Here is a 12,639-nt window from a genome sequence, read left to right as displayed (position 1 = left end):
CGCTAAGTTTTGAGAGGACTGGTAGTCGTAAGCGGTTATGTAATTTTTGTATTAATTAACGTAGCGTAGACATATAACAATATACTTATTGTTTATTTCGAACTCACGTTACTTAACCTTATTTCGTTTACGCTTTATTTTATCAGGATCTTTATGACTCAAGAAATAACAAACTTCACTTCTTTTAATTTTTCAGCCGCGTTAAATAAATCGCTAGAGGATATGAAGTTTATCAAGCCATCGCCAATTCAGGCTCAAACTATTCCCTTGCTATTAGAAGGGCGAGATGCAATTGCTTTGGCTCAAACAGGAACAGGTAAAACTGCTGCATTTGCATTACCTATTTTACAAAATTTATCACCGACAGTGCAGAGCACTCAGGCGTTAATTTTAGCACCTACCCGTGAATTAGCGATTCAAGTCGCAGAGCAATTTGAATTGTTAAGCGCTCATCAACGGGGTGTTACTATTGCTGTATTATGCGGTGGACAAGATTATGGGCGTCAATTAAAGCAATTACGTGGCGGCGCTCAAGTAGTGGTTGGTACTCCTGGCCGCATACTGGATCATATAGATAGAGGTACTTTACCTTTAGGTAGTTTGAATACCTTTATCCTTGATGAAGCAGACGAAATGTTGCGCATGGGATTTATAGAAGATGTTGAAACTATTTTAGCAAAATTACCAGAAAATAAACAAATGGCTTTGTTTTCTGCTACTATGCCTTATCGTATACGCCAAATAGCGAATACTTACTTAAATAACCCTGCTTCTGTCGAAATTCGTATGGAAACAGCTACAGTGAAGAGTATTGAGCAACGCTTTTTATTTGCTGCAGGCCATCAAAAGCCTGATGCATTGATTAGGGTGCTAGAAGTAGAAGAATATCAAGGCGTGATTGTCTTTGTTCGTACCAAGAATAGTACCGAAGAAGTGGCTGAATTATTACAAGAGCATGGATTAAGGGCAATGGCCATTCATGGTGATATTACTCAAGCATTGCGTGAGCGAATTATTGCTCAGTTTAAGCAAGGAGCTATAGACATTCTTGTGGCTACTGATGTTGCTGCTCGCGGATTGGACGTAGAACGAGTAACTCATGTGATTAATTACGATATGCCACATGATAACGAAACTTATGTTCATCGTATTGGTCGAACTGGAAGAGCGGGTCGCTCTGGGGTGACTATTTTATTTGTGACACCTAAAGAGTCTCGTTTAATTAGCTCTATTGAGAGACATACTCGTCAACGTATAGAAAAAGTGAATGTTCCTAATGATCATATGATTCAAGTTGCTCGACAGCAGCGCTTTTTGGCAAACATTACCGCTCGCTTAGAGCATGCTAATCTTCATTCATATAAGCGTATTATTGAAGAATATATTAAGGAAAGTAATGTTTCTGCTTTAGATGTTGCCGCAATTCTCGCTTTATTATTGCATAAAGACAAACCGTGGCAAAAAGAAATGTCTTCACCAAAATCAGCATCACAGCCAGCAAAAGAAGGGCGTTCCAATGGTAAATTTGAACGTTCTCGCGGCGGCGATGATAGAAGAAGTTTTGGTGGTGATAAAAAAGGTTTTGGCAATGATCGCAAGACTTTGGGCGATAACCGCAGAAAATTTAGTGGTGATGTATCATCATCTCAAGATCTATTCCGTATTGATGTGGGTAAAGTTCATGGAGTCAAACCAGGTAATATCGTTGGTGCTATTGCTAATGAAGCCGGTTTGCAAAGTAAGTTCATTACTGGCCTTAAAATTCATGAAGAGCATTCCACCGTACGTTTGCCTAAAGGGATGTCTAAAGAGGTAATGCAAGATTTAACTAAGGCCTGGGTTTGTGGCCGCCAGTTGAACATCACTTTGATTGGTAGTGAGGCGTAATAAAGTAAGTTGGGTCATTTGGGCTTATAGCGTTAGGTGAAGGCGGAAATGCATTTCTAAGGCCTCTCCCTAACCCTCTCTCGCGATTTGTTATCGATTTCTAAACAAAAAACACTTTGCGCGGGCGAGGGATCTTTCGTGCTATCGATTATTTCATCTCTTATCCCCTCTCCCTCGAGGAAGAGGGGTAGAGGTGCTAACGCTATTATCGTGTGAACGCTACAGTAGTTATTGCAGCTAGCCCTAATCCCACAACAGCAGCAACCTTGAAGAAGGTATATGGATTAGATCCTTCATCAGAATAATGCTTAGATACTTCGACCGGTTCCTTATCAATTTGTAATTTAATCTGGTCGATGTTCTTTCTTACCGAAGCCAATCTATTGTCTGACTCTGTATTTTGGGTAATTAAAGACAAATAGCGGTCTCTGAGCAAAGTGGTTGCTGCCTCTACCTTAGAGGTTAATACTTCACGAGTGCAAAACTGAAAGCTGGCACGGGCTGTTGCCTCAAAAACAGCAGCTGATAGTACAATTTTTTCTTCGGCCGTCCAGTCTGCTGAATCAGTAATTTTTGATTGTATTTGGTAACGTGGATCTTCCTCATTACCTTGACTAAAAATTAAAACGACCCTTTTTATCTCTTCTTTATCTGAGATAATAGTTGCTATAGAGTCTAGGCATTGTAGTAAGAAGTCCTTTTCAAACTTAGTCATTACAGTCTCCCTGAAGAGGTCTATTATTTGGAGGCGTCAGTGCCCATAAATAGTCACTATAAATAGGTTAGGTTCATAGAGCAATAGAAAAGTGATGCTTCATTATCACTTTAATAAGATCATGAGAAAATTGATTAATTGCCTTATTTTGTAATATAATGATGAACCTTTTTTTTCTAAAAAAAATCAATTAATTAAGGGTATCCATGAAGCTAATAACAACCATAGGTGCTTTTTTATTCTCTGGCATTGTTGCAGCAACTCCGCTTCACAACATAGTCGTATTTGGGGATAGTTTGTCTGATAATGGAAATCTTTATGAATTTATGAAACATCAATTACCTCAATCACCACCATATTTTGAAGGACGTTTCTCTAATGGTCCTGTCTGGATTGAACACTTAACTGCTTCGTATTTTCCTAAAGATCCTCAATCTCATTTGCTTGATTATGCTTTTGGTGGGTCAGGGGTATCGGATGATGATGGCGACGATGCACTATTCACTCTAAAAAGAGAGATGGACAATTACTTTGATGATTATAAAGAGGCAAATGCTGACAGCCTTTATGTTGTCTGGATTGGTGCGAATAATTATCTCGGTATGCCAAGTGAGGTAGAGCAAACTTTAAAACAGGTGAATACAGGTATTGCTCGAGGATTAGATCGTTTAGTGCAAAAAGGTGCTAAGCACATATTACTTCTCAACATACCTGATTTAGGACGTACACCTGCCGCATATGAGTTTGGCTCAGCCGATGTCTTTAGTTATTTCTCAACGCAACATAATAAATCATTAAATGAGACCATTGCTGATTTGAAACAAAAATATCCAGATATTGAGTGGTTGTTTTTTGATCTAAATAGAGCTTTTGATGACGTACTTGAACATGCAGGAGAATATGGATTTAATAACATCACGGAGACGTGCGTTAATTCTGTAGTTGATGATTTAACTAACAAATCAGTTTTAAATATTGTTGCTCGCACTCAACCTAAAATAGGTAGTGATGCTTGTGATGGTTATTTATTTTTTGATTTGGTACATCCGACAGCATTAGCCCATAAAATTTTATCAGAGAAAGCTCGTGTCATGCTGGACGAAGCGGGCGTCGAATTTTCAAATGAATAAGGGCTGTTACAGTTTATTATTAAAAGTATTAGGATATTAGTAGAGCCGTGCTGTATGCACGGTATCCAAAATGCTATTAGAAATTAGAAACATTCTCTCTATTAGAGAGCGAACTGCTAGATGCCGCGCATAAAGCGCGGTGGGCAGAATAAAAGGTTTTTAGGGATATATGAACCATTTCATAAGGACTGCTTTTCTTTTTCTTCTACTCTTATTCAGCTCCCACTGCGGGGCAGACACTCTGGTAATTAAAGTAAATCAGAATCCTATCGATTTGTCTTATTGGCCCGCTGGTAATAAGCATTATGGTGCGGTCTTGCTTATTAGCGGTGGTGAGGATGTGGTTCAATCTCCCATTTTATTAACTCATGTTGCTGAACAATTATCTAGTTATGGCTGGTCTGTAGTTTTATTAAATTGTACTAAAGACAGCCCTGTTCCTTGGGTAAAACAAATTCCACCTACTATTAATATTCTACGTGAACACAAAAATAAACGTATTGTATTGGTTCATTATGGAGAGCAACTGAATCAATCCTTGGAGTATTTTAGTAGGCCTCAGTCTAAAATGATCAATGGATTGATCATGCTTTCTGCTTATGACGATACTAATTGGAGTAAACTTAAAAAACTGCGTTTTCCTGTATTCGATATAGCCGGTCAATTCGATTACGATGCCGTGTTATATCAAATGGAGGTAAGAGAGAAGGAGTTTGGGAGGCATAACTATCAATCTATTGAGATGCCTGGGGCACATCATGATTATCGCTACAGTCAAAAAATGTTGTTGGCTTTTATTCATGGTTGGATGGCCAAATTGCCAGAGTCTGAACCTGAGCCCCCACCAATTTTGGTTTCTTATATTGAACCAGTTTATTCGGCAGCTAGCCATATTGCCAAAGTAGATCACTCTGATTGGGCCGGATTTATTGATGATCCGATTGAACCCGAATAATCGTTTTACCAACCCTTAGTTTTACAAATTAATTCATAAGCTTTCATTATTTTTTGTGTTTTATCATTTGCCATTTTAATCATCTCTTCGGGCAAACCTTGAGCAATTAATTTGTCGGGATGATTTCGACTTAATAAGCGCCGATAAGCCTGTTTGACTTCTTGCTTACTTGCATTGGCGGGGACTTCAAGCAATGCGTAGGCATGGTCGAGATGATTTACAGAAGCTCTTGGCTTATAATAATTTTGTTTGTAAGAGGATGAAGAAGAGTTTGTATTATTTTTTTGTTGATTTTGTTGGCGTTGTTGTTCTTGATATTCTTGGTAGTGATGATAAGCCGTGTAATTAAAGTCTTCGTAGAAGCGATATTGCTGATGTAAAGGGGCAAACCCCAATCGAGACAGGATGAGATCCAAGGCCTGAATTTTTTTTGTGGATAAACCATCGACTTGTGCTGCCCTATATTGGATGTCTATGAATAATTTTAACAATTCACGATTATCTTTACAGGCATTTTGCAATTGAGTGAGGACTGCATCCAATTTGAAATAAGTTTGTTTGCCTTCGTTAAATAAGTGCTTGGCTAATTCTTTTTGTTCACGATTCAGGTGCATTTCCGTCATAAGTAACCTGGCCATTTCAATTTCTTGTTCGGAAACGCGACCATCCGCTTTTGCTATGTGACCCATAATGCTAAACGTCGCTTCAAAGTATATTTTTTGAACTATTTTACGTTTTTCCGCATGATATAAAAAATGAGGATTAGAAAAATGATTTGCCAAGCCTTTATCAAAAAAATTACCCAGCAGTATGCCAAACATTGCTCCCATTGGGCCATGAATCATGTAGCCAAAACAAGCTCCGAGAACTTTTCCCCACCAGGCATTTGTTATAAAAAAATCCCGAATATTCATTGCTAAATAATTCCCTTGAGAAATTGAATCAGTCCAGCTATTGTCTATACTTTAGGCCATGGAATAGATTTCATCCATAGCAAACATCCTCTACTTTTTTGTTTACGTTATTTACTCATCAAAACAGGGACGCCTTACACCAAAGCAAAATCTGCCAGCTATATAAGAAAGTCTAATTTAAAAGTAACGCTTTTAAAGGACTGAGTTAAGTGACAGGTTTTAATTAAATTGTAACATATCGCATAATTGGCTGCTTTAGGTATATACTGTTGCTTTTTTGTATTGGTATTTTTATGCGTTTTATTTATTCCTTTTTGATGTATTTACTGACTCCCTATTTACTATTACGTTTATGGTGGAAAGGTAGACGCTTACCCGCTTATAGAAAGCGTATATTAGAACGATTTTGCCTGGATAAGAAAGAGAATAGTGGTTTTGATGTTTGGGTACATGCTGTTTCTTTAGGGGAAGTTATTGCCGCTACCCCGTTAATCGATGCTATGTTAGACAAAAACTGGTCTGTACTAGTCACTACAATGACGCCAACTGGTTCTGAACGAGTACAGGTTCGTTTTGGTAGCAAAGTGGCTCATCGATATGTGCCTTATGATTTACCTGATGTGCTTAAGCGGTTTTTTAAAAGACAAAAACCTCGAGTTGGTGTCATCATGGAAACCGAATTATGGCCTAATTTGATTTATCAAGCGCACGCTGCTAAGGTGCCTTTGTTACTGGCTAATGCACGTTTATCAGAGCGTTCTTTAAAAGGCTATATGAAATTTAAGTTTTTGTTTAAACCCGTGTTAAATCAATTTACTGGTATCTTAGCGCAAAGTGAGGATGATGCTAAACGGTTTATTGCTTTAGGCGCTAAAGAAAATTTAGTTCATGTATTAGGTAATATGAAATTTGATTTACAAACGCATACTGTAGATAGTGGGAAATTTAATGCACTAAAAGAGCATTGGGGTGCAGACCGAATCGCCGTAATTGCAGCCAGTACCCACGAAGATGAAGAGTCACAAATTCTGGCGCATTTAAGAAAATTACAAAAGGCTATACCTGAAGTTGTTTTATTAATTGCCCCACGTCATCCGGAGCGTTTCCAAACGGTATATCAATTATGCGTTCAGGCAGGATTTAATACGGGATTGCGAAGTACTGTTGATACTTTATCCAGAGACAATGAAGTCGTTGTATTAGATAGCCTTGGCGAACTTTTAGGATTATTTCTGATTAGTGATTTTGCCTTTGTTGGCGGTAGTTTTGTGCCTGTTGGCGGTCATAATGTGCTTGAGCCAATTGCCATGAATGTCCCCGTGTTTAGTGGTAAACAAGTTCATAATTTTAAAACTATTTGTCGTGATCTAGAAGCAGCACAGGCAATTCGTTTGGTCAGTCAAGCTGACGAGTTAATTGATGCCATTATTGAATTACACACAAATCAAGAGTTACAAAAGCGTATGGTCACAAACGCAACTGCAGTCCTTGAGAATAATAAAGGCTCTTTAGAAAAGCATTTACATCAGATAGATGGTGTTTTGGCAAGTAAATAGAGCTTAGGTGATGTTGCTAATACCCTCTCCCTCCCTAGCCCTCTCCCGCGATTTATTATCGATTTCCAAACAAAACTCCTTGCGCGGGCGAGGGCTGATGTATTCCCCCCAATATTGATTAAAGATCGAATTACCGTGGCTTGACCCCTGTATCTACAAGAGGGGTAATTGTTAGTTTAAGCCCAAGAAATAGACTCGTTTTTAACAACTTCATTGAAGAGATAGAGGTGATTTAATAAAGCAACGTGTGGATACCGTGATCAAGCCGCGGTAATTCGAGAGATGTTATAATTTTGTGGGGATACCTCAGGGGCGAGAGGACTTTTCGTGCTGTCGAAATATTATTCCTCTTTTGTCCTCTCTCCGCATCGTGGGAGTCGGATAAGGTTGCAGGATGTAGCCTGGGGACAGCGTTAGCATAACTCAGGAACGATGTGGCAGGAAAAGTCAGGATAAACACCGCATTAGACGTTCTTTGTATCGCTAATAAGGTGCAATAAAGTCTATTTTGATCCTGGGTTACGCTAGTGCCGCACCCAGGCTAAAAACTCTGTCTTATCCGAAACTTACGTTAAGTTGTATCCCCAGTCACGAACCGTTCCACAGTATATAAATTCCTTAATTTTTCATACCTAACACGGTTTGGTAAAATTTTACAGTCTTATCAATGTCGGCGATGGTCAAAACAATATGATCAGCTCTGTCAATGTGAATGTTCATTCATACCTTCTGTGACGAGTGAATCTAAGAAGATATTCTTTAACCGTAAGCATTTTCAATTTCAGGAGTACTTGGAATATCTCCAACAATAGTTAATAGAATTTGTTCTTCGAGTGTTTTTGCAACATTTATAGGTTTATTTACGCCATTGATTATTATGGAGAAGATCAACGTTCTTGCTTTAGGATTAACAATATAACCCGATAAAGATGAGATATCATGCATGGTTCCTGTCTTAGCAATTACCAGTTTTTCTAACTTCGTCTTTTTCATTCTACCTATTAAGGTTCCTGACACCCCTGCTTGAGGTAGTGCTTTTATTATAATAGGGCGCAATTCTTTATCGTTATACAAATTTGCCAGAAGCAAGACAAGTTGTCTTGGCGTTGCCAGATTATAGCGGGTTCCCATACCGTCTGTGAGTTCAATTTGATTCATATTCACATTAGTATGTTCCGCTAATATTTGTTTCATAGCGAATATGCCTTGTTTGATAGATCCCTCTTTTGTTACAGAAAAGGCTAATTCTTTGGTTAAGCTATTGGCATAGAGATTATCTGATTCTTTCAACATGTGAGTAATAAGCTGCACTAAATCGTGAGATTGATGTTGGGCAATCACTTGAGCATCAAGTGGAGCCTTTCCTTCGAGGATTTGTCCTTTTAATGTTAGATTGTTTTGTTTTAGGGTTTTCTTAATAATGTCTTTTGCCATGTAAACTGGATCAGGAACAGCCAACTGAATTGCTTTCGGGGCTTTCTCTTGAACCATGCAGCCATAGAGACGCAGTGTATTATGAGGCTCAATTTCTATATTAAAACTGCAATGATCTTTTTCTTCCTCCTTATCTACAGAGATAATTTGATTAATAATAGTTAAATTTTTCTCTTCTGCCTTGGGTTTTATGGTCACTGCTTGTCTCAATTTTTTGGAGCTAATTACTTCATAGGTTTCAGCATTTTCATTTAAGATCAACGCAGTAGTTGGTGCAGTGTAGTACCAACCGAGATCATCGTAAGATACCCCTCCAGGATAAGCGGGCGCCTTAAAATGAGTGCTGTCTATAATGATATTGCCATTAATTGTTTTACTATTACTTTTTTTAATTTTGAGTAACAAATCGCTAAATTCAGCAATGGTTAACGAGGGTGAACCTGTAAAGGTGATATAAAAGTTATTATTCTTTTGGGATAAAGTGGTTAAAAAATGATAGTTAGGTTTCAATTGATATAATGCCGATGCGGCAGTAAATAATTTGATATTACTGGCGGGATATAACAAAGTATCCGCATTTTTCTTATAAATGACTTGGCCTGTTTGCGCATCTTTAACAAGAATGCCAACAGTTGCAAGAGGTAATTCCTTTTTAATTAACGCATCAATTTTCTCTGGTAAAGTTTGGGCATAGACAACTTGTTTAACAAAATAAATAAGCAAAAACCATACGAACATCGATCGCTTCACTAGAATCTTCCTTTTTATGGATATAACGGAGAATTATCTAATATGGAAAAATATTTGGCAACTCAGGTATCAAGACAATCAGACAACGGCGCTTAAGATAATATCAATTAATTTTATTATAAATAATAGACTTCTTGCGAAACTCTATTGTATCGAAAGAGGCCTAATTAATATTTCTCATAAAATTTTAATCGTCTTGCCCCACAAGAATGATTTTTATGTTTTATAATTTTAATAAGCAGACTTGAAGTGATTATCGGGATATGCAGCTGTTTCTATAGTGGATGGATAAATCCTATCAGTCTGGTCTTTATAGCGTGTAATAAAATGGCTAAGTGAGTTATGGAATTTTTACATATTTAAATGGAATTTTCATATGTCAAAACAAAAACAACAATATCTATATAACCCACATTTTCACGTAAAAATTTGGTTTAGTAATGATCCTAATGTATTTCTGAATGATGAAAATCAGATGCGTTTAATTGAGATGCGTTACAGAAATTCAGAGGACTCGATAAATCTGGTATATGATTCATCGTTATTAGAGACCCATACTGTTGCCGATTTACATCAATTTTGCGGTGAATATTCAATTATTCCTATCGATGCGGCTCAATTGGCTGCATTGCTTAAGACGGATAGAGAAAAAAAATTATATGAATATTATCAAGATGAAATTAATTATTTGCATCATGGTGGTAATTTAGCCGTTGCCAGCGACATTATTAGATGGTTGTCTCCTGTTTATTCATGTGGGACTTACACTGACTTTGATGTTCCTGTAGATACCTCTATGCTTTCTGATACAGTTGAGGTTCATTCACCTTTATTGATGAATATTGGTAGTTTAAAAATTAGAAATAAGGAAGTTATTCTATCTAACAATGATTACATCGCAGTGGTTGACCCTCTTGCGGCGCAAGGCGATATAGAAAAAATACAAGATGGATTTATCAAGATTTTAAATACCTATACTAATGATTTTATAGAAAAAACAGAAAAAGAACTTGTTGGCGATAGCCTGATTAATCGTTATCTATTTGGTTTTTTGCGCAATCGTTCAGAATCAATATACATTGCTAAATCAAAGTCTATTTTTCCAATAACGAAACCAATCTCATCACGCAAGCTCAGAGGGCATATTAATAAAATAATGAGTGATGAGAAGAGGTTTATTGATTTTCATCGGGTTTCTCCAACAGACACGGATGAGTCCATAATAGAAAAGCTACGAGAAGATCTTAAGAAGCAACTTGGACTAATTAAATGGTTGTTTTTTAGTCAGGAATATTATGAAATTAAAAAAATGCTGTCATTGCCCGATAGAGAATTAGTTACTGTACTCATGAGAAAAGAACGATCACTTTATCTAAAATCAATTGTAGTCTGTACAACAGGTCCTCTAGCAATTGCAGACGCTTTATTTCAGGGGCATGTGTTTCATTCAAAATATATGCGTGAAAAGATAGAGCCTTTTTCTTTTAATAGTTATCGATTACAGCGATCTTTTATTTCGAAAAACTCTGTAGGATTACATGATAATGTCTTAAAGATGTTGTGTTTTTTAGGTGCGAGTGAGGGAGAACTTAATGACTCTTCTTGGTTGGAGGAAGGGGCAAAGTTACAAGCACTACGCGGAGTGATTCTTGAACAGAGAAAAAAAGCACTTAGTGTTAATTTACCTCACGTGATAAAGAGGTTAAAAGCAAAGATGCAACTTCATGTTACTACTCTGTTAGAGGGCTCCAATAGTTTTTTAACCTTCTTTATGAGAGAAAAAAGAAAGGAGCAAATAAATACCTTGCATACTATTTTGTCTTGTTTTAAAGAAACCCCTGAAAAAGAGTTTGATTTGATGGCGTTCAGAAAGATTCTACGTGATGACTATTTCAAAAAGAATCAAGTCTTTTCTGGATTACTTTATAAGCAAACAAAAGCGCTTATCCACGAATTAGAGCGATGCATTCATGAGGCAACAATTTTAGGTTTAACTAAAAATCATAAAATAAAACTAGGTGATAATATGGATGAGCATATTATTTTTCCTTATCAAAACCAATTACCTGTTAATACTGTTGAGCCCATTAGTGATCTGATTTTATGAAACGAATTATCATTTGTTGTGATGGGACTTGGGATTATCGCAATATTCAAGTTAATGGGCTACCCGCGATAACTAATGTAGTGAAAGTTGCTAATGCAGTATTAGATATCTATTTAGGTGTAGAACAAAAATTATTTTATGAACCTGGTGTTGGCACTCATGGCAGCCTATTGCGGCGTTTAATCGATGGAATCACTGGTAACGGTTTGTTTAAAAATATATTAAATGCTTATCGTTATCTCGTACAACATTATGAACCCGGTGATGAATTGTTTCTTTTGGGTTTTAGCCGCGGAGCATTTACTGTACGCGAATTAGTTGGCCTGATTCAACATTGTGGAATAGTTCGTATTGATAGTATAAATAAAGTGGAGGAAGGGTTTCATCTTTATAATTCAAGGACATTAAATACACCTGAGGGTAACGCTAAGACGGCACTTTTTCGCCAGCAATATGCTGTGGAGGAAAGTACTCCTATTAAATTTCTTGGCGTATGGGATACGGTGGGTACCTTAGGAAATCCATTATTACTCAATGGTATTTTTACCAAAAGGTATAGCTTTCATGATTATAATCTCAGTCCTACGGTGGCCTATGCTTATCAAGCAATCGCTATTGATGAACAGCGAATTTTTTTTAAACCAGCATTATGGATGAAAGATAAAGTGGATGTCCATCAGGTTATGGAGCAAGTTTGGTTTATTGGCGTACATGATGATGTAGGCGGTGGTGGAGCAATAGGGCTATCTGATATTACGCTGCAGTGGATAATTGATAAAGCAACAAATTTGGGACTAGGGTTTAAGGCCATTGATTTTAAACCTGATTGGATGCAAACATATAGCAACTCCAGAACCGGTTTGTATAGATTATTCCCTCCCTATTATCGCAGGATAGGGGAAGAAATAGAGCCTGAAGGCAAAGAAAGTTGTCAATCAATACATGTTTCTGTTTTAGAGCGCTATCAGCAAGATAAGACTTATAGACCAAGAAATCTTGTCGATTATTTACGGCGCACTAATAAAGGCGGTGGGATTATGGAATAGTCTTTGGTATTGTCGGTCGAGCAACAAATTGCCCGACGCTATAAGGAAGGCGACAAAGAAATATGGCTGCTCCTATTCGCGTGATTTTTCGAATAGGAGTTATGGCGAGGATATTTTGTCGGGCGACACTACAGAAACAAGCCTA

10 protein-coding genes are annotated in these 12,639 nt (G+C 37.3%); 6 read left to right on the top strand and 4 right to left on the bottom strand.

Going from position 1 to position 12,639, the window contains the following annotated elements; translation table 11 throughout:
- Positions 1–153: 153 nt before the first annotated feature.
- On the top strand, positions 154–1,887 hold the full coding sequence (locus LFA_RS14850) for a DEAD/DEAH box helicase (RefSeq protein WP_045096870.1): 1,734 nt from the start codon (positions 154–156) through the stop codon (positions 1,885–1,887).
- 205 nt (positions 1,888–2,092) lie between these two features.
- Here the strand turns inward: LFA_RS14850 and LFA_RS14845 are convergent, their stop codons facing one another.
- Complete coding sequence (locus LFA_RS14845; protein WP_045096869.1) at positions 2,093–2,602, bottom strand: hypothetical protein; 510 nt, start codon at positions 2,600–2,602, stop codon at positions 2,093–2,095.
- A gap of 206 nt (positions 2,603–2,808) precedes the next feature.
- Between LFA_RS14845 and plaA the strand changes: the two genes are divergently transcribed.
- Positions 2,809–3,732, top strand: a complete 924-nt coding sequence (gene plaA / locus LFA_RS14840) for a GDSL family lysophospholipase PlaA (protein WP_045096868.1) — start codon at positions 2,809–2,811, stop codon at positions 3,730–3,732.
- Between the two features lie 169 nt (positions 3,733–3,901).
- The gene (locus LFA_RS14835; RefSeq protein WP_045096867.1) at positions 3,902–4,687 is read left to right on the top strand and encodes an ATPase; all 786 of its coding nucleotides are present in this window, start codon (positions 3,902–3,904) and stop codon (positions 4,685–4,687) included.
- Positions 4,688–4,692: 5 nt separating this feature from the next.
- Here LFA_RS14835 and djlA read toward each other — a convergent pair whose 3' ends face one another.
- Positions 4,693–5,601, bottom strand: coding sequence for a co-chaperone DjlA (djlA, locus tag LFA_RS14830; RefSeq protein WP_045096866.1), 909 nt, complete (start codon positions 5,599–5,601; stop codon positions 4,693–4,695).
- 293 nt (positions 5,602–5,894) lie between these two features.
- Here djlA and waaA point away from each other — a divergent pair, with 293 nt between their 5' ends.
- Positions 5,895–7,157: a lipid IV(A) 3-deoxy-D-manno-octulosonic acid transferase gene (gene waaA, locus LFA_RS14825; RefSeq protein WP_045096865.1), complete on the top strand. Its 1,263-nt coding sequence runs from the start codon at positions 5,895–5,897 to the stop codon at positions 7,155–7,157.
- A 618-nt stretch (positions 7,158–7,775) separates the two neighbouring features.
- Here the strand turns inward: waaA and LFA_RS19600 are convergent.
- Entirely contained in the window at positions 7,776–7,877 is a 102-nt protein-coding gene (locus tag LFA_RS19600) for a VOC family protein (RefSeq protein WP_084602203.1), read from the bottom strand.
- A gap of 39 nt (positions 7,878–7,916) precedes the next feature.
- A complete protein-coding gene (dacB, locus tag LFA_RS14820) occupies positions 7,917–9,341 on the bottom strand; it encodes a D-alanyl-D-alanine carboxypeptidase/D-alanyl-D-alanine endopeptidase (RefSeq protein WP_231865858.1) in 1,425 nt (474 codons plus the stop codon).
- Positions 9,342–9,717: 376 nt separating this feature from the next.
- Here dacB and LFA_RS14815 point away from each other — a divergent pair, with 376 nt between their 5' ends.
- Together LFA_RS14815 and LFA_RS14810 are read left to right on the top strand one after the other, a co-directional pair.
- The gene (locus LFA_RS14815; protein ID WP_045096863.1) at positions 9,718–11,448 is read left to right on the top strand and encodes a glycosyltransferase family 88 protein; all 1,731 of its coding nucleotides are present in this window, start codon (positions 9,718–9,720) and stop codon (positions 11,446–11,448) included.
- Positions 11,445–12,494, top strand: coding sequence for a DUF2235 domain-containing protein (locus LFA_RS14810; RefSeq protein WP_045096862.1), 1,050 nt, complete (start codon positions 11,445–11,447; stop codon positions 12,492–12,494). Before LFA_RS14815 ends, LFA_RS14810 begins: the two co-directional genes overlap by 4 nt.
- Positions 12,495–12,639: the final 145 nt, after the last annotated feature.

It is taken from the genome of Legionella fallonii LLAP-10, assembly GCF_000953135.1.
GTDB lineage: Bacteria > Pseudomonadota > Gammaproteobacteria > Legionellales > Legionellaceae > Legionella > Legionella fallonii.
Note: the sequence above shows the minus strand (reverse complement) of the source record. Positions and strands in the feature narration are given on the sequence as shown.

Coding starts and splice junctions, on each gene's coding strand:
- LFA_RS14850 (WP_045096870.1), top strand. CDS start 154: ATGACTCAAGAAATAACAAACTTCACTTCTTTTAATTTTTCAGCCGCG.
- LFA_RS14845 (WP_045096869.1), bottom strand. CDS start 2,602: ATGACTAAGTTTGAAAAGGACTTCTTACTACAATGCCTAGACTCTATA.
- plaA (WP_045096868.1), top strand. CDS start 2,809: ATGAAGCTAATAACAACCATAGGTGCTTTTTTATTCTCTGGCATTGTT.
- LFA_RS14835 (WP_045096867.1), top strand. CDS start 3,902: ATGAACCATTTCATAAGGACTGCTTTTCTTTTTCTTCTACTCTTATTC.
- djlA (WP_045096866.1), bottom strand. CDS start 5,601: ATGAATATTCGGGATTTTTTTATAACAAATGCCTGGTGGGGAAAAGTT.
- waaA (WP_045096865.1), top strand. CDS start 5,895: ATGCGTTTTATTTATTCCTTTTTGATGTATTTACTGACTCCCTATTTA.
- LFA_RS19600 (WP_084602203.1), bottom strand. CDS start 7,877: ATGAACATTCACATTGACAGAGCTGATCATATTGTTTTGACCATCGCC.
- LFA_RS14815 (WP_045096863.1), top strand. CDS start 9,718: ATGTCAAAACAAAAACAACAATATCTATATAACCCACATTTTCACGTA.
- LFA_RS14810 (WP_045096862.1), top strand. CDS start 11,445: ATGAAACGAATTATCATTTGTTGTGATGGGACTTGGGATTATCGCAAT.